General features: G+C 61.3%; 14 protein-coding genes. 2 read left to right on the forward strand and 12 right to left on the reverse strand.

The genetic code is table 11. The annotated features are described in order from the left end of the window. Positions 1–36: 36 nt before the first annotated feature. Positions 37–1272, reverse strand: coding sequence for a CIS13 family contractile injection system protein (gene cis13, locus AArcSt11_RS00110; protein WP_250593590.1), 1236 nt, complete (start codon positions 1270–1272; stop codon positions 37–39). Between the two features lie 192 nt (positions 1273–1464). Here cis13 and AArcSt11_RS00115 point away from each other — a divergent pair, with 192 nt between their 5' ends. Beyond that, positions 1465–3759, forward strand: coding sequence for a CDC48 family AAA ATPase (locus AArcSt11_RS00115; RefSeq protein WP_250593591.1), 2295 nt, complete (start codon positions 1465–1467; stop codon positions 3757–3759). Positions 3760–3765: 6 nt separating this feature from the next. On the opposite strand, the gene cis12 is transcribed toward AArcSt11_RS00115, so the two are convergent. The 10 genes from cis12 to AArcSt11_RS00165 all read right to left on the reverse strand — a co-directional run bounded on the left by cis12 (position 3766) and on the right by AArcSt11_RS00165 (position 16320). Next, positions 3766–5919 carry a CIS12 family contractile injection system protein gene (gene cis12 / locus AArcSt11_RS00120; protein WP_250593592.1) on the reverse strand — a complete coding sequence of 718 codons (2154 nt, stop codon included), beginning with the start codon at positions 5917–5919 and terminating at the stop codon, positions 3766–3768. A gap of 6 nt (positions 5920–5925) precedes the next feature. Further along, positions 5926–7857, reverse strand: a complete 1932-nt coding sequence (locus tag AArcSt11_RS00125; protein ID WP_250593593.1) for a putative baseplate assembly protein — start codon at positions 7855–7857, stop codon at positions 5926–5928. 3 nt (positions 7858–7860) lie between these two features. After that, positions 7861–10986 (reverse strand): putative baseplate assembly protein, encoded by a 3126-nt coding sequence (locus tag AArcSt11_RS00130; RefSeq protein WP_250593594.1) that lies wholly within the window; start codon positions 10984–10986, stop codon positions 7861–7863. Between the two features lie 15 nt (positions 10987–11001). Then, a complete protein-coding gene (locus AArcSt11_RS00135) occupies positions 11002–11400 on the reverse strand; it encodes a GPW/gp25 family protein (RefSeq protein ID WP_250593595.1) in 399 nt (132 codons plus the stop codon). A 6-nt stretch (positions 11401–11406) separates the two neighbouring features. Further along, the gene (locus AArcSt11_RS00140; RefSeq protein ID WP_250593596.1) at positions 11407–11697 is read right to left on the reverse strand and encodes a PAAR domain-containing protein; all 291 of its coding nucleotides are present in this window, start codon (positions 11695–11697) and stop codon (positions 11407–11409) included. 56 nt (positions 11698–11753) lie between these two features. Next, positions 11754–12485 (reverse strand): phage baseplate assembly protein V, encoded by a 732-nt coding sequence (locus tag AArcSt11_RS00145; protein ID WP_250593597.1) that lies wholly within the window; start codon positions 12483–12485, stop codon positions 11754–11756. Next, positions 12482–13504, reverse strand: a complete 1023-nt coding sequence (locus AArcSt11_RS00150; RefSeq protein ID WP_250593598.1) for a phage late control D family protein — start codon at positions 13502–13504, stop codon at positions 12482–12484. Before AArcSt11_RS00150 ends, AArcSt11_RS00145 begins: the two co-directional genes overlap by 4 nt. Positions 13505–13626: 122 nt before the next feature. Further along, positions 13627–14298, reverse strand: coding sequence for a CIS tube protein (locus AArcSt11_RS00155; RefSeq protein WP_250593599.1), 672 nt, complete (start codon positions 14296–14298; stop codon positions 13627–13629). Further along, positions 14295–15185 (reverse strand): hypothetical protein, encoded by an 891-nt coding sequence (locus AArcSt11_RS00160; RefSeq protein WP_250593600.1) that lies wholly within the window; start codon positions 15183–15185, stop codon positions 14295–14297. The genes AArcSt11_RS00155 and AArcSt11_RS00160 overlap by 4 nt, the downstream gene beginning before the upstream one ends. A gap of 922 nt (positions 15186–16107) precedes the next feature. Further along, entirely contained in the window at positions 16108–16320 is a 213-nt protein-coding gene (locus AArcSt11_RS00165) for a hypothetical protein (RefSeq protein WP_250593601.1), read from the reverse strand. A gap of 1689 nt (positions 16321–18009) precedes the next feature. Here AArcSt11_RS00165 and AArcSt11_RS00170 point away from each other — a divergent pair. Beyond that, positions 18010–18258, forward strand: coding sequence for a hypothetical protein (locus AArcSt11_RS00170; RefSeq protein WP_250593602.1), 249 nt, complete (start codon positions 18010–18012; stop codon positions 18256–18258). An 885-nt stretch (positions 18259–19143) separates the two neighbouring features. On the opposite strand, the gene AArcSt11_RS00175 is transcribed toward AArcSt11_RS00170, so the two are convergent. After that, positions 19144–20301 (reverse strand): hypothetical protein, encoded by a 1158-nt coding sequence (locus tag AArcSt11_RS00175; RefSeq protein WP_250593603.1) that lies wholly within the window; start codon positions 20299–20301, stop codon positions 19144–19146. Between the last annotated feature and the right edge of the window lie 292 nt (positions 20302–20593).

Here is a 20593-nt window from a genome sequence, read left to right on the forward strand (position 1 = left end):
CGATTCAGGAAAAGCGTGATCGCGTTCGAGTTCCGGCTACTGGTCGGGAACGACGTCCACGAGCGTTTCGACCGAATCAGCCGCTTCGCTGAGGGTGTCGTCGGCGTCGACGACGTCGATCAATGAAGCGTCTCCTTCCAGCGTTTCCTGGAGGGCCGAGACCGCCTGCAGGTACGTCTCGTGTGAACTCTCGGTCGCGACGCCATCGAGTTCGTCGCTGATCTCGATCGCTCGCTCAAGCACGTCGTCGAGCTGGACCCGATAGGCCGCCTCGGTCTCCTCCTCGTCGAAGACGTCGTCCGAGGACGAGAGTGCGACCTCGCGTGCGAGTCGGCTGCCCGCCCCGCTATGTGGTTCGAGCCGGTCACTGAGCGCGTTGAAAAAGCGCCGCCTGTCGTTGATCGTCTTCCGGAGCGTGTACCGGACGACCGTCCGGCGTTCCTCCGCCAGCGCATCGACGGTCGATTCGAGTTTGGCCATCCGTTCGTTGAGCGCCTCGACGTCGTCCGGCGGCGACTCCATCGGTTCGGTAACCGGCGTCTGGTGGGGATTATCGGTGTCCGTCAGGTGCGCCCCGAGCAGGCCGAACAGCAACTGTGGATCGTAGACGTACCGTGGCGACGGGGCGTCCGGATTTGCGCTCCAGCCCGTCGAGCCGGTCCGTTCGAATCCGCCCAGGTAGACGGCCGGGTCCCGGTCGGCGCTCACGTCCCGACGGTGGCGGTCGTGGTACTGGTCGACGAGCCGCCGACAGATGGTCTCCGGGGCGGCGTCGTCTTCGACGATGGCGTCGACGTCGGGCAGGATCGAGGACTCCTCCGGGGGCGACTCCCGGTGGGTGAGTTCGAAGCGCTCGACGAGGCGGTTCGGGACCGTCTCCCCGCTACCGTTGCTTTCGGGGACGGGGACCGGCTCGACGGCCGATTCGTCGTACTCCAGAAAGAGGTAGAGTTCGTCACCGTTTGCGGGTGGCAACGACGTCGTCGTCGGCTGGTCGACGACGATCGGTCGCCCGTAGCCGTCGAGGGCGAGCCCCGGTTCGATCGTCACCTCGAGCCCGTCGTCGGTGTCCGACGGCGAATCGACGCCGAGACCCCGGACGATCCCCGAGCCGAAGAGATGGCGGGCGAGCGTCTGCAGGCGCTCGGTGTGGTATTCCCGCTCGGATTCCATCACCTGGGGCGTCATCAGTTTGCCCTCGAAGAAGCGGTTTTTCGCAAACTGCGAGAGGTCCACGTCGTCGCCGGAGGGATCCCATTTATTCCCGCGCATTATACCTTACAAGTGGAACAGTTCGTGACGTAATAAAAAACACGGTTTCGATATTTCGACCGACGACAGTGAGCCATGTTCGCTCCCTGGTCCGGTTGCAGGCGATCGGGACGGCGGTTCAACTAGACCCTACAAGAATGAAAGAAAGTCGGACTGTTCATGAGTATTGAGATTCACGACTAACGTACACGAATGAAACTGCGAGTGAAGCCCCTCAAACAGAAGGACGCCGGGCGCGGACTTGCGGCGATCGATCGCACGGCGATGGCAGCACTGGGAATCGAGAACGGAGATCACGTCCGGGTCGAAGGGACGGATGGAAGCGGACTGGCACGGGTCTGGCCGGGATATCCGGAAGACGACGACCGCGAGGTCATCCGCATCGACGGCGAGATGCGCGCATCGATCGGCGTGGCAGTCGACGATCGGGTGACGGTCGAGACGGTGAACGCGAGCCCGGCTCGAGCGGTCACGATCGCACTCCCCGAGTCGCTACGGATCCGGGGCGACGTCGCGCCGATCATTCAACGGAAGCTGCGGGGGCGAGCAGTGCGGCCGGACCAGCAGGTGAAGATCTCGCTGGGCGTCGGTCCCAGCTCGTCGAGTACGGCCCAGCGACTGCCGTTTCGGATCGAGGAGACCGACCCCTCGGGACCGGTGGTCGTCACGGATTCGACCAGGATTCGAGTCGCCGAGGCGCCAGCAACCACGACCAGCGAGTCCGAAGCGGCCGAGGAGACAGCGGACAGTGAGTCGGAAACGGCGTCCTCGGGGCGCCAGCCCGGGATCGCCTACGAGGACATCGGCGGGCTAGACGACGAACTCGAGCAGGTCCGTGAAATGATCGAGTTGCCGATGCGGCATCCGGAACTGTTCCAGCAGCTTGGCATCGAACCGCCGAAAGGAGTGTTGCTCCACGGGCCGCCAGGCACTGGGAAGACGCTGATCGCGAAGGCTGTCGCGAACGAGATCGACGCGTACTTCACCGACATCTCGGGGCCGGAGATCATGTCGAAGTACTACGGCGAGTCCGAGGAACAGCTCCGGGATGTGTTCGAGGAAGCCGAGGAGAACGCCCCGGCGGTCGTCTTCATCGACGAGATCGATTCGATCGCTCCGCAACGTGGTGAAACCTCGGGAGACGTCGAGCGCCGCGTGGTCGCACAGCTCCTGTCGCTCCTCGACGGGCTCGACGGCCGTGGTGAGGTCGTCGTGATCGCAGCAACCAATCGCGTCAACGCCGTCGACCCGGCGTTGCGTCGTGGCGGTCGATTCGATCGGGAGATCGAGGTCGGCGTTCCGGACGCAACGGGTCGCCTCGAGATTCTGCAAGTACACACCCGTGAGATGCCGCTTGCCGACGACGTCGGGCTGGAGGACTACGCCGAGCGCACGCACGGGTTCGTCGGGGCGGACATTGAGCAGCTCGCCAAGGAAGGTGCGATGAACGCCCTCGCGCGGATCCGGCCGGAAATCGATCTCGAACGCGACGAGATAGACGCCGAGACGCTCGAGTCACTCCGGGTCAGGGAAGGGGACCTCGATACCGCGATCGGTGAGGTCCAGCCATCGGCGTTGCGGGAGGTATTCGTCGAGGTACCGACGGTCTCCTGGGACAGCGTCGGCGGCCTCGACGAAACGAAGCAACTGTTACGAGAGGCAATCCAGTGGCCACTCGAACACCCAGATATCTACGAGACGCTCGCGCTCGACGATTCGACCGGCTTGCTGTTGTACGGTCCGCCAGGGACGGGAAAGACCCTGCTGGCGAAGGCCATCGCACACGAGGCGCAAGCGAATTTCATCTCGGTAAAGGGCCCCGAGCTACTGAACAAGTACGTCGGCGAGAGCGAGAAGGGAGTCCGGGAGGTCTTCGAGAAGGCGCGTACGAACGCACCAGCCGTCGTTTTCTTCGACGAGATCGATGCCATCGCGGCGGAGCGCGGGAGCGCCGGCGGTACCGCCGGAGTGAGTGAACGCGTCGTCTCACAGCTATTGACGGAACTCGACGGACTGGAAACGCTCGAAGACGTGGTCGTCATCGCGACCAGCAACCGGCCGGACCGCATTGACTCGGCGTTGTTGCGCCCTGGTCGACTCGACACGCACGTCCACGTGCCGGTTCCGGACGAACAGGCCAGACTTGAGATCCTCCGCGTGCATGCCCAGCAACGACCGCTTGCCGACGACGTCACCCTCCCGGAACTCGCTGCCGACACCGAGGGATTCGTCGGTGCCGATCTCGAAGCGCTATGTCGGGAAGCGTCGCTGGAGGCTGCACGTGCGGCCATAAAGGCAGGTGACGACACCACGGATAACGACCACACGGATGAGGGGACGACAGCCGAGTCCGTCGAAGTCACGGCGACGAATTTCGAACATGCTGTGCAGACGGTCACGCCGAGTGTCGACGAGGCGACGCGCGCTCATTATACCGACCTAGAAGAGACGTTCGGCCAGCCGTCGATCGACGCTGACATGCAGTGACGTCGGTCAGTCGTCTCCGGCGGTGAGGTACGTCTCGCCACCGAGCTGCGTTTCGCCGAGAGCGAACGATTCGGTCCCCAGCGTCGTATTTCGTCCCAGAAAACTCGTCGGTCCGAGAACGAGGTCGTCCTCAAGGGAAAGCAGCGACGCGTCAACGTGGGCCGGCGTCTCCGTCTCGACGATGCGTTCGACCGCCTGCTCGTGATGCTGCTCGTCGAACGGGCCACAGAACACGACGAACGAGTGAGAGGTCGACAGCAGCGACCGATAGCTCTCGAGAGACGACCCATCGGAGAGCCCATCAAGATCGCCTGGTTCAAGGAAGAACAGCCGATGGCCGCTCTCGATGGTTGCATTGGCGTCCACGTCGGGAGATTCGGGGGTGGCGGTGTGACTTAGGTAGAGTTCGATCATTTCCCGGAGTCCTCGACGCGTCCCCCGTCGACGGTAGAGTTCAGGGGCACGGTCGAGATACTCCCGTCTGGCGGGCGCCGGCCAGTCACGGTACTCGTCGGCGGCGATCCAGGATTCGAGCCAGTCGAGCGCCTCGGTCGGCGTGCCTGCCGGATCGAGATACTGCGTAAACGTCTCGAGCTCTCGGTCGATGTCGGTGAACGACGTTTCGAAGACTGAGAGGAACCGTTCGAGGAACACGGCCGACGTTTCGTCTTGTTGGTACAGCTCCGGTAGGTGCCGCAGGTAGGACGTCCGCGGGCAGAACGCGGTCAGGGATTCAACGTGCGGAGACGCGTCTGGCGTGCCGACGAGTTCGAGCGCGACGAACAGATATCGCCCGGTAGCGTCCTCCAGCAGTGCGTCGGCATCGTCGAGTCGTGTCTCTTTCCAGTTTGTCTCGATTTCCGTTTCGATGGCGTCGATCGCGGCGTCGCGGGCGGCTGACACCTGCGAGTGCAACAGCGACGTCTCGTCAGCGATTGAGCAAGTATCGGCCATCACCAGCTCGGAGAGGCTCTCGATCCCGGCGTCGACGAGTCCTACTCGGACCGACGGGGAAAGCGTCGCGGCTACTTCGTCCGACGTCTCCTCCACCCAGACGAATTCCTGGTTCGATGCATCGTCTTCACCGGACGACCCGTTGTCCTCATTCGTTTCGGTCGTGATCGGGAACAACGTCGGCGTATCGGCCACTTGATACCGAATCCTGACTGTCGTGTCGACCGACGACCGGGCGATATCAACCGCCACGCGATGCCACTCGAGACCGTCGGCACCGGAATCGTATCGATACAGTGCTGTCGCCCGATGATCATTCGTCCGCGGGTGGCGGCTGACCTCGTCGCGTTCGATCGCGAGAACGCACTCGTCGTCTGGGCCCGTGACGGCCGCGATGGTCGCATGTCCCTGCCGGTTCGTGCCGGCTGCTACTGCACGGACCGGCCCGTCGACCGTGGTGAACATCCCGAATGATCCGGACTCGTCGTTGTATTCGAGGAGGCCGTATCGCTCGTCCGGCAGCGTGGCCCCCAGAAAGATCCGGCCGTCGACCGCGGCAACGGCAGTCGGTTCGACGCGCTGGTCTTCAAATCGGATGGGAGGCTCCGTGATCGAGTCGAGTGGCCGTCCATCGGCGGGCGACAGCGCTCGAATTTGCGGGCCATCGCGGAGGTGCTCCAGGACAATCACTCGTTCGCCATCGCTCGCAACGTCGATCGGCTCCGTCGCGGACACGGGCGTCGGACCCGAGACTCCGAATCGCCATAGCTGATCGTCGACGATCGCCACTGATCCATCTCTCGTCGTCGCGATGCGCGAAACCGACCCCAGTCCCGTCTCGATCGGGTCGATCGTTCGACGGGCCTCCGGGTGGATCCGGTGGACCGATCCCGTCGCCGGTTCGGCTACCGTGAGCGCTCCACTCGTTGCGTCCACGGCGTCCGGCGCCACGTCGCTTCCTGTCGGGATGAAGGTCCGCTGGGCCGTCCCTTCCTCATCGTACACGATGCCACGACCCGTCTCGGTGACGACCGCGATCCCGCAGTTCGGATCGACCGCGACATCACGGACGCCGGTTGCGATCGTGCGCGTTGAAACGTTCGTCGTCCGCGCGATGGAGACGCCGCCATCGCTAACCACCGCATTGTACAGCCCCCACTTGCGCCAATCGCGCGTACTCGTCGTTGTGATGGTAGAAAACGTCATCAGTGGTTACCTCCGTGCTCGCTCCATCGATACACTGCACTCCTCGACCGTAAATAGCGCCGTTTCGTCGATACGAACCGTACCGCCGTCCGTCGTGGCGCCGCCGTGAGCAGTAATCGAGATCGTCTCGACGTGATCGACGGCGTCGACGCGCTCGATCACGTCGGTTAGCTCCGCCTTCGACAGTGGTCGTCCGAACGGCCAACCGGTCCCATCGTTGCCGTACAAGGGGTGGAGATGTGACGTCACCGCATCCTCGATGGCGACCTCGTAGCCACTCGCGGCGTACTGTGGCCTCACGGCACCCCGAACGTGGAGTTCGATCCTGACGTACCGGGGTTCCCGAACCCGGACGCGGTCGGTGATGAGCAGCCGATCGCGTAATCGCGTGCGGATCGTATCCAGAAATGGCTCACTCGGCATCGGGGCAGTCACGTCTTTCGGCGCGTGCGGGACCACGACGACGAGAGAGGGCGATTGATCGATCCAGACGCCTGTCCGCCCGATTCGCAATCCCGGCGTGGTGACGGCAAGCCGTCGATAGTCCGATTCGGTGACTGCACGGGCTGGTTCCCGCAACTCCCGGCGAAGTCGGCGAAACGCTTCCTCGACGGTTTCGGCGTCACTGCCTCCGGACGCAGGCCCCAGCGGCCGAACCGGTACTGACACGGAGGACCCGGTCCCCGAAATCAGCTGCCGGTCGTCGGCGAGTTGCCAGACAGCATCCGCGGAAACGTTCGCTTCGGCACCGCCGCCGGCGACATAAGACGCGGTGACGGTCGCGTTCGACGCCGGAATCCGGCCCTGACTACCATCGCCGAAGACCACCTCGCTGGCCTCTCGGTCGAGGACGTAGTGTCGGTGGTCCGGTCCCGAGGCGTCGAAGTTTGGCACTTCGGTATACTCGACGCCGTCGACCTCGACCGTCGCCGAACGCACCGGTCGATGTTCGAAAGCGAACCGCTGACCACTGAGTACCGGTGACTCCCCACGCTCCTTTGCGGTGTCGACCCGGCGCAAGCGTTCGTCGGTTACGTCGATCGAGTTTGTGGCCGGGACGGCGTTTGGCCAGATTCCGTCGAGCTGTGGAGGGATCTCCCAGCCATCCGTTCGGACCCGACAGCGGATCCAAGGCAGGTCGCCTGATATCGCCGCCGGCTCGCTGCCCACCGATGACGCCTCGCCATCGCTCGAGTGGACGAGTTCGACGACACCACTCCGGGAGAACGATCTGGTCCCGTCGACTCGCATCTTGAGGGGCCGCCAGTCGTCCCCCGGCAACCTGTAGGCCCAATCGAGGTCGACCGCCGGTTCGAACGGCGGGACGCCGTTTTCGGACGGATTCGGTGCCGGCAGATTGTCGTTGTGATACCCGAGCGCCAGTGTCATCGCATCGCCGCCCGCAAAGGGGTTCGTATCGAACCCGAGATAGAGCATCGCACCTGCATCGGCCTCGCGGCCGAAGGGGCGATAAAACGACGAGACCGACTGGTTCGCTTCGGTATGATCGGTCAATTCGTCTTCAGTGAGCGTGAACACACGCTCGACGGCTGCGTCCGTCAACACGGCATCCTCGTCGGTCTCGAACAGATGTCGCGTCGCCGTCTCGTCCGTGACCGCCAGCCGAGTGCCTGCCGATAACCTGGTGCCAGCAGCCACTTCCGGCGCCTGGAACTGGACGGTCGCCGTCGCTGGCTGGGACAGACCAAGTCGGTCTCCCAACAACTGGAGATATTTGTGACGATGATCGTCAGTTATCTGATCGAGCTGATAGACGTGTGTCTCGGTGAGCCACGCCAGGAGCTCGAGGATCGTGATCCCCGGATCGTGCGGGTTGAAGTCAGTCCAGGTGTCCGAATAGGCGGGGATGAGCTTTTTTGCCCGTTCGAGCAAATCGTCGTACGTTCGATCGTCGAGGTCGGGAACGTCGATACCCATCGATCACTCTCCCTCCGTGATGACGGTGATCTCGTGGCGTCCACTACAGACCAGCGTATCCTCGGGGAGCCTCGTTTGGGCCCCCGACTCGGTCACGACGTGTTCGGTCTCGCCGATTTCAACGGTGGCGTCGAGTCGAGGGATCGCACCGACCATCTTTAGGTCGTCGATAACGGCGGTGAGCGACGCCGTATCCGGAAGCACACCGAACGGCCAGCCATCAGCGTGATTGCCCGCAAGCGGATGGAGGTATTCATCGAGCGTCGTTTCGATGCGGTTTTTGAGCGCCGAGATGCTTCGCACGCTAGCGGCACGAACCGTGACATCGACCGACAGTTCCGCGTATCCTGGGCCGCTAACGATAAGAAAAGCGTCATCGTCGACGACGAATCTCGCCGGTGCATGCTGGCCGAGCGTCTCCCGAACGCGGTGTTTCAGTTCGCGTTGGGGGACGGGTTTCTCGCGCTTGCTGTCCGGGACGATCAGTACGGTCACACGAGGCGCAGCGTCGTGGGACGAGCGACACGAAACTCGAGCGAGTTCCGGAAACGAAGCCTTTGCCAGCGCTTCGTAGTCGTTCGCTGTGACAGCACGGTTGCGGTGTTTCAACCGCGTGCTCGTCCGTTCAACGAGCGTTTCGGTCGACTCGACATCTGCACCGCCTTCCGCAGGGAGTGGATTCGTCACCGACTCCACCATCGAAATCGAGCTTTTGAGATCGGTGACGGTACCCGCGTCGACGTTGCCGTCGTTACCGCCGCCGGTGGTGTAGGTGACCTTGACGTTGTCCACGCCGCGCGGCGGAATCCGACCATTATCGCCACCACCGAACTGGATGGTACCGAGCGTTCGATCGACGACGAAGTGGCGATCCTGTGGTCCGGAATCGAGGAAATCTTCAACTGCGTCCCACTGGACCCAGAACCCCTCGAGTTCGCCACGCGAATCGTACTCCTCGTTGACCCGCTCCGGTCGTCGCTCGCACAGTCTGCGCCGCTCGCCCGCCGACAACGTCTCGAACTCGTCGACCCACAGGGCCAGATCGATGATCGGTGCCTGTGAACAGACGAACGACTGCTCGTGTGAGCAGTCGCTCGATCCGAGGACCTCGTCGGTGACTGTGACGGTGTTGTACGCCCAGGCCGTGTTCATGAAGATACCCTCGAGCGTCGGTAGACCACAGGATCGCCCGGCATCGTCGGTCCTGTCATCGACCGGTTCGTCCGTCAACGTGGGAGAGTCCTCGACCACGAACTGATCCGAGGTCACGCGCGCACGTATCCAATGCTGTTTCCGGCCGAACATTTCGAACGGCTCCGTTGGCGTCGGCACGGTGAACTCGACCGTGCCACGCTCGGTCAGCCCGTCGGTTCCGTCGTCGAAATCCAGCTTCTCCCACTCGAACGCCGACGGGTTCGTACAGTACTCCCACTGAACACCGGGGTCGAACGACCGGGGATAAATATGGTCATCGGTCGCGAAAAACAGCGAGAGCGGTCCGTTCTCGAGAGGATCGTCGAACCCCACGTAGAGCGTCTGGACCGATTCCGGCAACTCCGTGAACGGGACGAGAGGCTTGGTGGGGGTCGTGCGAACCGTGCTGACGGAACCGTTATTCTCGATACAGATTCGCTCAGGTGGCTGCGCACCGAGTTCGTACTCGATGCTGAGGTCATCGTACACCGGTGCCGATGGGCCACCGACGACCTGTTCCGATTCGTTTTCGGCTGATGGGTCGAACTGGGGTCGTCCGTAGTTCCCGTCCACGAGTCTGGCCCGTACCCACACGCTCTCGTGACCGGAAACCGTCGTCGATTCGATGTCATTGGGGACCTCGAATGCAACCTGTCCCTGTCGCTGGAAACCGTCGGTCCCGTCTCGACAGTCACCCAGTCGCGTCCATCCCTCGCCGTTCCAGTACTCCCAGGAGACCACCGGCGGACCATCGAGGACGCCCATCGATACTGGTGCCGCCTCGTTTGATGCTGAAGCCGCCGACGTGGTCGCGTCGTCATCACCCGATCCCGCCGCCGATCCTTCGAACGTGATCGTCACGGTCGCGCCCGGCTTCGTCAACGCCTCGGTGCACCCGATAAAAAACGTGACTGGCGGCTGCGGGAGTCGCCCGAACGGCCTGATCGTCGGGGCGTCGGGATCGATCGGGATGTCGTTCGATAGCAGTATGTCCGGTTCACACGCCTCGTCATCCCCTGTTCGGACGATTTTAAGCGCGACCTCGTCGATCTCGATCGACGGGACCGGATCGCCGTCCGGCACTCGACAACGGAGCCACCTGCATTCGGTGTCGTCGACTGTGGTCGGCACGACTGGACCCGGTACCTCGAACGTGCGAGTTACCACGCCAGCCTGCGACTCGTCGGCCGAGACGTGGGAGTCGAAGCGTTCGCGCAAGGCCTCGACTCCGAGGTCATCGTCGGCGTCGGACGTCTCTCCGGGGGAGCGGAGCCGATACCAGCCATCCGAACCCGACCCGTCGTCGCCGTAATACTCCCAGATCGCGTCCTCGAATATCCGTTCGGAGTCGGCGGCCGTCTGGATGTGAATGCTGAACGTTGATCCATCATCCAGGTGCAAGGCGCTCTCGTGACCCACGTAGAGACGGTGATGTTGCCGGTTCGACCCATCGAAGAGTGCAATTGGCTCTCCGTCGACGAGCGATTCGTGACTGATAATCGCGTCGCGCGCCGGATCGACCGCTACCACGGCCTCGAGATCCGCCGGTGTCGCCTCGAAGCCACAGTCTTGGGGCAGTTCGAACTGGATTGTGCCCGAGTCCGGACCGTCTGCAACGGCTGCTGTTCCGCCGGGAATACGGACGTTCCGACCCAGTTCACCGGATAGTTCCAGGCACAACGGCGTCCGCGCTGCCTGCGGGGGGTGTCGATCGAACCCCAATGCGTCGAGAAACGCCAGACGGTGCTTTCGCGGTAGATCGTTCAGGCGCTGGCGTACGTCGTGTTCGAATGTCGAAAAGATTCGAATCAGGGTGTGTCCAACGTCCTCATTGTCGGGATCCCACTCGTTGAGGTACCGGTCAGCACGTTCCAGCAGCTGCTCGAAAACATACTCGCGGTCGGTCCCGTCTATCGCTGGAGCACGGTCACTCATTTTTCCTCTACGATCTTACCCATCGCCCTCGGTGATATGAAACGGATACACCATATTTGCGAGACTGTTCGTGGTGCGCACGTAGTATTCGATTTCGATCAGGATCCGATTTGGCTCCTCTTCGTCTCTGCGTGCGGTGACCTCCTCGACATCTATCCGTGGCTCCCAACGAACTAACGATTCCTCAACGCTGCTTTCGATCAGATTCAGTGTTACCGGCGAGGCCGTCGAGTAGACATGATCATAGATGTCACAGCCAAACTCAGGGCGCATTACCCGCTCGCCTTTGGCCGTTCCGAGGATGATCCGGATCGACTCCTCGATATCCGTTTCAGTCTCTGAAACCTCGATGTTACCTCTATCCTCCGTCGTGACCGGATACGACCAGCCGGTTCCGAGGAATTCGTTTGTCATACGTACTTATCCGATCAACACCGACGGACAGCCACCGACGATGGTATTCGGCGGTCCGCTCTCGACGATCGTATCGCCGAGGCGAACTGCCGGCATATTGTTGATCAACACGCCCGTGCTTCCTTTTAAAACAGGTCCCCCGACGTGTGGAACGACACCCGTGGTCAGTGGACAGCTGTGGATGTCTACGACCGATCGCCAGGCCGGTCGTCCACCGATGAGCACGTTCGGACTACACGTCCCCGTAAGCGGTGTTCCGTGTGCGGTCTGGTCGCCGAGTCGCGCAGCGGGTTTCATGAGTATTTCCTTTCACTTATTGCCCCATATACTTTAACCAACTGGTTTTGTTACGATTAGTTAAGTCGGATGATCGCCCCTTTGATCGACAACGGCCCAGTTGCGTTCAGTCGCATAACGCCGTTCGATCCGAGGTCGAGTTGCCCTGTGGCACTGAGGTCGATCGCATTGCGACTCGACACGTCGACGCTGGTTCCGGCGTCGACCGTGACGTCTTTGTCGGCGTCCAGTCGGATCGTCTTTGCCGACAGATCGATTTCGTTCGCCGCCTCGATCGAAATGCGATCCTTGGATCCGTCGAGGCGAATCGCGTTCTTGTCGCTGTCGTCACGGACGACAATCCGATCGTTGCTATCGTCGATGTGGATTTCGTGACCAGCACTGGTCTCTATCGTAATAGTGCCTTCTTCGCTGTCGTCGAACGCCAACCGATGTCCGCTTCGTGAACGGACTTCACGGTCCTGGTTCTGGCCGCCGTTGGTATGTGGTGGTCGCTGGGTCCCATTCCACAGGGCGCCAACGACGTACGGTTTGTGGATGTCGCCGTTTTCGAAGGCGACCAACACTTCGTCGTCAACCTCGGGCAGGAAGTAGGTTCCATACTCATCGCCAGCCATGGGAACCGCTAACCTGGCCCAGTAACTTTCGTCGTCGGCGTCCCGCCAAGGGAACTGCAGTTTCACCCGGCCGAGGTCCTTCGGGTCCTCGTTATCAGTGACGATTCCGACGACGACTCCCTGCATACCGCCGTCAGTCGTCTCACCATCGAACACACCAGGTCGACTCATCCTGGCACCTCCGTTGCCTCGAACGAGGTCCGATAGCCCATATCACCCATCCGGTGGACCGCTTTGGTGACGTGGTACCGTCCCGAAAACATCTCACCGAGTTCCGCCAGTTCGATCGTCTGGCCGGCGCGTATCTCTGGCATTCCGTCGGCCTCGCCGTGGCCCTCTACGATGGCCTCCGAGTAATGGTTCAGCTTCGTTTGTGCGATCTGTTCGGCCTCCTCTCGTGATAGTGCTGGCACTCTGAACACCTCCTTATGTTTCGCATCCGAACCGCCCGCAGTTGCAATGATCGCCTCCTTTGTATCGATCTCCCAGGATCTAACCTCGACCTCGTGGGTTTCGCGTTGCTGAATCACTTCGCCAAAGAAGTCATGAAGTTCCTCGCCGTACCAAAGCTCCGTGACTGGAGTTTCGGTGACTGCCGAGGAACGCGGGACGAATTTGACGGTGTCGCGCTCGGCGTAGAACTCAAACCCGTACGTACTCGCGAGGTTGTCGACGAAGCGATAGTCACTGCAGGCGTTCTGGATCAGTTTCTCGCGTTTGATGTCGGCGCCGTCGATCTCGACTGACGCGAACGGGTACTTCCCGAGCACGTCCTCGACGGTTTCGCCGATGGTCGTCTCGCTCCAGGAGTCCGACTGCGTCCCCTGCATCATCTCCCGGAGCAGCCCGTAGCCGGAGATCTGGACCGACGGTCCCCGATCGACCGTGAACTCGCCGGTGATCGAGTGTATCTTGCCGGTCACCAGTTCGGTGAGGTCACCATCGGAGCCGTATCCCATCGAAATATCTACGTCCGTGCCGGTCTCGAAGTCGTCCCACGAGAGGCCGGCGAACTCGTCAAGCTCCTCGTCGAACGGATAGTTCAACGTGAACGAAAATCGGTCGGCACCCTCGTAGGATGTCACGACCACCAGATCTGCGATCCGACCGCCGGGTTCTTGGAAGGTCTCTCCCCCGACGGAAACCGTAAATCGCGGCGAGTATCGGGGATGATTATTAATTTGACTCATGACGAACCTCCGTTACTTGCCCCACGCAGTCCGTGATTCAGTGGTACGTACGATCACCGATTCGACTGCGCGTTGGCGGAGGGCGGTCGGTCTTCCAAACGTGACTTGCTTGCGAACCATTGTTACAGTGGCGGGAGTTCGAGTCGGTCACCCGGCTCGATTGCCCGTGGATTTTCGATGTCGTTTTGCTCGGCGATCGTTCGCCAGTGAGACGCTTCGCTGTACTCCTCGTCGGCGATCAGCCAGAGCGTATCACCCTCGTTCACCGTCCAGACCTTGGTTTTGTCAGTCGACTCGGGTGACACCTCCGATTTGTGATAATCGGCCGTTTTGAACTCCTTGAAAACGATGGAGACGCGAGCACGGATCGGCACCCCGCTCGGGAGGAACTTGGTGAACTGCTTGTTCGCTCGCTCAACCAGAGCGGTGAAATCGATCCCGTCCCCCCAGACGAAGCGACAGACCGGTGGAGCGTGGAGCTCACCGTCGACCGAGAGCAACAGATCGATGTATTTGGTGTACTGCTCCCGGACATCGAGTTCGTCCGTGGAAGCGTTATCATCGCCTAACTTGTCCGTCGTATCGAAAAACAGCTCCATCGACAGCGTCTCCGCGTTGCCATCGACGAACTGCATGATCGACGCACCCGATCCGGTCGCCTTCAGTTCGCCGTAGTTAACGCTCTTCTCGAGTGTATACGAGTTCGGGTTGAACTTACACTCGATCGTTTCACCCTGCGCCTTGCCGTTCAGGATAGATATCTGGGCTTTTTCCAGTTTGCCGCTTGTTGTCATCGTTGTCCTCTCCGTTCACGCTCGATGCGCCGTTTTCGTTCGAGTTTCCGATACAGCCGTTCGACCACGCGATCCACGTCCGCCTCGTACTGGAGCCCGTCGATTGGAATTGTAACGTCCTGAGGGCCCCTGACCGTCCGTTGTCGGGTGCTCTCAGACTGGGTGGTTGGCCCATCACCGGCCGGCCCTGGAGTGTCAAGCGAGGGACGCCCGTCGTCCGTCGACGGTGATCGTGGGCGGTCGCCGGACGAACGGTCCGTCTGCGAGCGTCCGGTCACGCCCGGTGACCGTTCTCCGCCCGAGCCCGCCTGGTGCAACCGCCGTTCCCGGCGAGCCGCCGGTTCTGACGGCAAGGGGGCCGGTTCGTCGGACTCCCGCTCCATCCGTCGATCCGTTCCTGAGAGGGCGTCGGTCGATATCGATTGGCTCGTGCCGTGATCATTCTGACCGGTTCCCCTCGAGCGTCGTTCCGTGGCTCGATCTTGCTGTGCCTCCGGGGCGACGGACGTCGGCGTTCGGTAGACCATCGGTGGCGAGCGATCGGGGGCGTCACTTGTATTTTTCCCCTCATTCTCGTTTATATTATATCTAACTATTTCTGATTTCGTAGTGGATGCGGTTTGCTCCGTCAATCCAGCCCCGTTCGCAACCGTCGGCCCGTCGTCAGGCCCGGATTGATCGAATGCAGTATCCGACGCCGTGTCGGGATGTTGTGTCCGGGACTGCACCGTCTGGTCGATATTCCCGCCGGGCGCGCTCGGTCTCGTCGTGGTCGAAGGATCCGCTCCCCGACTGTGGGGGGCCGAGCCGCTTGCAGGCTGCGGTTTCGCCGTATCCGCCTCCTCTTGGCCGTCGTCGGATCCCGTTGTGGCGCGTGCCGGAGCCATGGATCCCCGCCCACGACCCGGCCGCGATTCGGCAGAGTGTCTTCCGACATCGCCGACATCGTCGTTCTGGGTTGGATCCCCCCTCAATTCATCAGCCTGTTGTGTGACAGGGAGACGAGTCGTTCCCGCTTGACCCGACTCTCGGGCTACAGCGATGTCACGGACACGCTGGCTGTGATGACGTTCCGTCGGCCGAGCCGATGTTCGAGGTGTACGCCCGTTCATCGGTGCCTCTGCCAGTCTCGTCGTAGCTGCAGTGCCTGCCGTCCCCATCGAAGCTGCAATGCCTGTCGCCCCGATTGTAGCTGCGGTGCCTGTCGACCCCGTCATGGACTCGGCATCGGGGGAAACGTTATCAGTGGATGAATTCGGTCGATTCCGACCGAGGTCAAGTCGTGTCGAACCCTCACCAGCCGTCGAAGCCGTCTCCCTCGCTGGCAGAGAGCCAGTCGTCGTCTTCTTCGCTGCTCGAGAAGCAACGGCCGCCTCATTCGCTGGCCGAGAGTCCGCAGCCGCTCCACTTACTGAAGCGGAACCGGCATCTTCGCCTCGATCGGTGACAGTCGTGCCGGAATCCCGCCGAGACTGCCGCCACCGATTTCCAGCAGTGACAAGCGACGGTTCCGCTCGAGACAACGATAAATTCCGCTCACGGGTATTTGTAGAAACCACCTGATTGCCTGGCTCATCTCGGGTCGAGTTCAAAACCGAGCGACGCCCCTCGGCACTGTTCGAATTGATGGCGGCTGGCCTGCGTGTGTCCGTATCGACCGTCCTCGAGGCGACACCACTGTCGCTGGCGACCTTCTCAACACCACTGTCGCTGACGATCTGCTTAGTGGCGTCGCCCACGTGCATGCGATTCCGGGCGGCGACTGCGTCGCCTGCCGATGCGACTAAACGATCCGACACTACGTCGTCCCTACCGTGCTGCGGTGACCAGGCCGATCGCGACAACCCTGTCGCCATCGAATTGGCATCCGTACCGGTCTTCGTGCCAGTAATCGAACTCGACGACACCGGCCGATCCTCGCCGGACGGCATGCCGTCTGCGGAGTTCCCTGCCATCACGTGCCGGGGAGTCGTCACGACCGTACTGTCCTGCCAGCCGACCGGGTCCAGGATGCCATTCCATCGATTCGATTCGTTCGACACACTCGTGAGTTGGTTTTCGGATCGCTGGTGTCGCCCAAATTTCTCTAGCCGGTCGTCGGGTTGCCGCCTTCGCCCCGATTGTAGCTGTCGTTCCGACTGTCCGGATCGTCTGGCCGTTTGCCCATTCGATCCGCCTTCGGAGAAACCAGTCGGTGCAACTGACCCAGTATCACGGGATCGGTTGGTGAGGCCCGCTACGGCAGCTCCAGTCTTCTCCCGCTGGTCGGTAGTGTAAATACTGTTCGGCGATCGATCGGTTTTGGTGCCTGCCACAGTCGACGCCATTGGTCCCTGCTGGTCGAAACTGCCGACGCCCGCCTCACGCTTTGTCACACGACGCTCGGACTCGACACTGGGGGAAGAACGACCAGACTCTACGCCAGGTCCGGAACGGTCAGACTCTACGACAGATCCGGAACGGTCAGACTCAACACTGAGGAAAGAACGACCAGACTCTACGACAGGTCCGGAACGATCAGGATCACGACCCATTGTACGTTCAGTCCACGTTTCCGCTGAACCAACGGTTCCGAGGTCTCGCTGGGGACTGGTCACGGCCGACGCAGTGTCGCACCCACTACTCGACCACGACTGAACGGGATGTGAGGATCGGCCCGCCGTGTTCGGATCGGACAAAGAACTTCTCGGCCCGAACCGGAGAACTGGGACGTCATCCGTCAGGTACGTCATCGATCGCTGCCGTCTCACGATCCCAGATTCCAGTCTCGCGGTTCCGCTGTCCGTTGCCGATCGGGTGGTTACTGGATCAGCCACATCGGCCGATTTCGGCCGAACGTCGAGACTACCCGCCGACCTCCTCAGGGCCGCTCCACCCGAGGACCCGTTTTCAGCACGGTCGGTCGTGGATGCGACCTCGGTTCCATGGACTCCTGATTTACTCCGGTCTCGGACGGTGAACGACTGCCGTTGATCAGTAGAATTCCGATCGGTCCGTCCACTGCTTCCCACGGTGAGGTCGACTGACGCTTTACTGCCGATCCAACCGTCTCCTGGCTGGATGAATCGGTTCACGGCGACAGTCTCCGGTGAAGGTGTCATGGCTTTTCGACCTGTCCAACGTGCGTGGTCTGGACTCGCAGCGTGGGATGACGACAATCCGTGGGAGTTGCTCATAACGGCTGCCTCCTCCGTCTGTCCCGTTCGATGCTGCGCGTTTAGCAGCGGTGTGACCGGCTTTCGTGTCCCTTCAGCAAACACGTGAGGGACCTCCGGACTCTCTGAAGTTGTGGACTTCTCAAGATATTCTGGTGTACTAGCCCTCTTGGGACTCTCTGGAGTCGAAGGATGCTCCGCACCTCCAGAAGTGGGACGCCCTCGGTCTACGTCATCGTTTTGAGCGTCTGGTAGCATCGAGAGGTCGCGTACCTCCGGTGCCGTTGACGGGTGAACTAGCTCGTTCGTCCAGCCATTTCCGGACGTCGACCCGATCGATGAATCCCTGAAATCCGGTTCGCTCCCTGTACGGGCCGATTGATCGAACGTTGCACCCGCTCGCTGGCCGACCGTATCCCTCAATCGCCGGGTTCGATCGCGACGAATACCCAACCCACTCGCGCCGACGTCGCGAGACTGCGAACTTTTCTCATCATTCGATACGAAGGGCGTCGATTCACTTCCTACTGCGCCCAGTTGGCGTTGTTCGGCCACTGTGTTCGTCCACGACGAAGACGACGAGTCCGTACGTGAAACGGCGTCAATCGGTGTCGGTGCGGAACGCTCATCGGCACTGGTCAGTTCACGTGTCGACACGCGGGACTGGTCCCCCGAAGGCACCACCCCGTCAGTAACGTTCCACGCCGCCTCGTCGGATCGAGACTGTGAGATACCCGTCGAGTTCCACGGTGGCGAGTCGTTCCTAATCGATGTCGAATCCCGCGCATCGGTCGTCGAATATTGAGGGTTCTCAGACAACACTCTCGTGCGTCCGTCCGTCCCTGTCTCGAGCGGTGCGGCCTGTTCAACTGAATTGTCGGCTTCCTGCCCTGTCGGTTCGTCGGTTGCGAACCGCATATCGGGATCTGTCCCCATGTTTCGAGGCGATTCGTCGGCCTCAGAGGTCTTCGGCCCTGGCCGATCGTCACGATGTTCACCGCTGTTGCCGTCATTCGGCGCTCGTTGCCCAGAATCGGCTGATTCGGTTACGGCACTAGTCGGTCCATTCCAGGAGGTCGCCCGAGATGCCGACGAGACATCGTCGCTCCCGTGACCAGGTAGTCCGGGAGCAGTCGTTTCCGATTCCGGAAGAAAAGTTGGCGGGGATGACCGTGACTCTGCATCCGCCTGTGAACCACGATCCTGATCCCATCCCTCGAGCAATTTCACCTGCGGTCCGACTCGATTAGAGGGCTCGTCCGTGTTCGGATCCTGTGGCGATCGTACCTGTTCGGACTCCCCGGCTGACTTCGGTCGTACGCGAAGCGGAACCGAGGCCCGTCGCGTCAGAATGCGAAGGGCGAACTGATTGTCGAATCCCGCCGCATCCGTCCTGGTAATCTGACGTTGGCGAAGAGTAACTCCTGCGGTGCTTTGGTGGCCTTCACCGTCCTCGGCGTTCCGATCCGTGTCGGCGGCGCCAGTTACGTCGGAGGCAACAGCTTGTCGCTGCGTCGGCGACGACCAGCTCGACCCGACCGTGACGTCCCGGAGTACGGACTCGGTTTCATCGGTTGTGTCGTCGAGGTGGGGGACGGTTTGGCGCATGATGTTTCAGCACTCACTGTCGATCGATTTTGGTTGCTCGAACGGACACGAAGTGTGACCAAAGTGGTATCTTCGCATCTGTTCAATCCTGAGGAACCCCCTCACCGGCGGCCGGTGGGGTTCGGCCCGTTCTCGAACTCGCGTCCCTAGTCGTTCCCCGGTCGTCTGTGACCAGGTGATCGGCGCTATCACGCCCGATCACCTGTGCAGTATTCTCCGTCCATTGCAGGTAGTGTACTGCACCGTCGGTCGTGAAGATTGCCGGCGTGTCGGCGCCGAGTTTGAGGTCATATCCCAGCGGCAGTTCGGTTGAGTCGTCGTTCGGCTCGAGCGAAAAATCACCCGTGATCTCGAACGTTCCTTGCTGGCCTGGTTTGAGCGTCATCGCAAACTCAGGCCGGTACAGATCGAGGTCCGTATCGCGAATCAAGGCCGAAGAGAGATCGACGGTTCGTCCGGCCGTGTTCGCGACGGTCAGTTCGGTAACTGCACGCGAGCTAGACGGTTGCAAGCGTTCAATCGTAAGCTCCGTCCGCTCGACCAGCGCCGCATCGTACCGATTGTAGGCAACCAGCGTGATTGCCGCCCAGGTCACGCCAGCGAGGACGACAGGGATCCAGAGTGAGACGCCACCGACCCACCAGTTGGCGATTCCCGAAACGATAAGCCCGGTCGCGATGGCGACGAGCAATCCGACGATAGCCGAGAGAGTGCGTGGTTCAAGTCCCCGTGTGAGTACGTACGCGGTTCGAATCGAAGTTCCCGCACTGGTGGACCGCGGACCGCGCCTGTAGCCGAGCAGGATCATTCCGACGACTATCGGCCAGGTGACCAGCACACCAAAGAACACGAGTGAAATCGGGATCCAATCGAGAGCGACGGCTACACCGAGCCCTACTGCCGTGAGGAGCGACGAGGCGACGCCGGCGATCATCGATTTTAGCCACGTCGAATAGCCGTCCCAGCGATCGGCAAGGGCCTCCCGGTACCGGCGATACAGCAAGGCGAGAGAACCAAAGAGGACCCCGACGAGAAATCCGGACAGAAAGAGCACTCTGATCGGTTGGATCGTGCTCTCGGCGAACGGAACACCGACGGCCGGGGCCAGATACCCCCAGTCCATTGCCAGCACCAGTAGGACGATCATCATTGCAACGGTAATCCCGACGACGATCACCGGTGCGAGGGGCTTCAGTACGTTTTTGAGTGGCTTCTTTGCCTTGTTGATAAGCTTCCGCATTATCTCATTCTCGGTGTTCGCGGCCATTCTGACGGCGTGGCTCCCGCAAGTCCGCAGGTTCCGTTGTGGGGGAAACTCTGATGGCCGCACCTCGGTTGACCGGATACCGCCGGTCGTCGTTACCTCTTTGATACATAGATTGTGTTTAATATAACGTTATTACTCCACTATAAATACTTTGATTCAGCTTACGGATGTCTTTATCAAGGTCGCGAGGCGGATGCCTCGGCCCTTGAGGCCGGGGCTGAAGCCTACACCAGATAGCACAAGCAACGCTTGACACCCGCCTGTT

Origin of the sequence: Natranaeroarchaeum aerophilus (assembly GCF_023638055.1) — an archaeon.
Classification (GTDB): Archaea; Halobacteriota; Halobacteria; order Halobacteriales; family Natronoarchaeaceae; genus Natranaeroarchaeum; species Natranaeroarchaeum aerophilum.

What these genes read in the sequence shown, in the direction of transcription:
- cis13 (WP_250593590.1), bottom strand. Translation starts at nt 1,272, where the DNA reads ATGCGCGGGAATAAATGGGATCCCTCCGGCGACGACGTGGACCTCTCG.
- AArcSt11_RS00115 (WP_250593591.1), top strand. Translation starts at nt 1,465, where the DNA reads ATGAAACTGCGAGTGAAGCCCCTCAAACAGAAGGACGCCGGGCGCGGA.
- cis12 (WP_250593592.1), bottom strand. Translation starts at nt 5,919, where the DNA reads ATGACGTTTTCTACCATCACAACGACGAGTACGCGCGATTGGCGCAAG.
- AArcSt11_RS00125 (WP_250593593.1), bottom strand. Translation starts at nt 7,857, where the DNA reads ATGGGTATCGACGTTCCCGACCTCGACGATCGAACGTACGACGATTTG.
- AArcSt11_RS00130 (WP_250593594.1), bottom strand. Translation starts at nt 10,986, where the DNA reads ATGAGTGACCGTGCTCCAGCGATAGACGGGACCGACCGCGAGTATGTT.
- AArcSt11_RS00135 (WP_250593595.1), bottom strand. Translation starts at nt 11,400, where the DNA reads ATGACAAACGAATTCCTCGGAACCGGCTGGTCGTATCCGGTCACGACG.
- AArcSt11_RS00140 (WP_250593596.1), bottom strand. Translation starts at nt 11,697, where the DNA reads ATGAAACCCGCTGCGCGACTCGGCGACCAGACCGCACACGGAACACCG.
- AArcSt11_RS00145 (WP_250593597.1), bottom strand. Translation starts at nt 12,485, where the DNA reads ATGAGTCGACCTGGTGTGTTCGATGGTGAGACGACTGACGGCGGTATG.
- AArcSt11_RS00150 (WP_250593598.1), bottom strand. Translation starts at nt 13,504, where the DNA reads ATGAGTCAAATTAATAATCATCCCCGATACTCGCCGCGATTTACGGTT.
- AArcSt11_RS00155 (WP_250593599.1), bottom strand. Translation starts at nt 14,298, where the DNA reads ATGACAACAAGCGGCAAACTGGAAAAAGCCCAGATATCTATCCTGAAC.
- AArcSt11_RS00160 (WP_250593600.1), bottom strand. Translation starts at nt 15,185, where the DNA reads ATGGCTCCGGCACGCGCCACAACGGGATCCGACGACGGCCAAGAGGAG.
- AArcSt11_RS00165 (WP_250593601.1), bottom strand. Translation starts at nt 16,320, where the DNA reads ATGGAATGGCATCCTGGACCCGGTCGGCTGGCAGGACAGTACGGTCGT.
- AArcSt11_RS00175 (WP_250593603.1), bottom strand. Translation starts at nt 20,301, where the DNA reads ATGCGGAAGCTTATCAACAAGGCAAAGAAGCCACTCAAAAACGTACTG.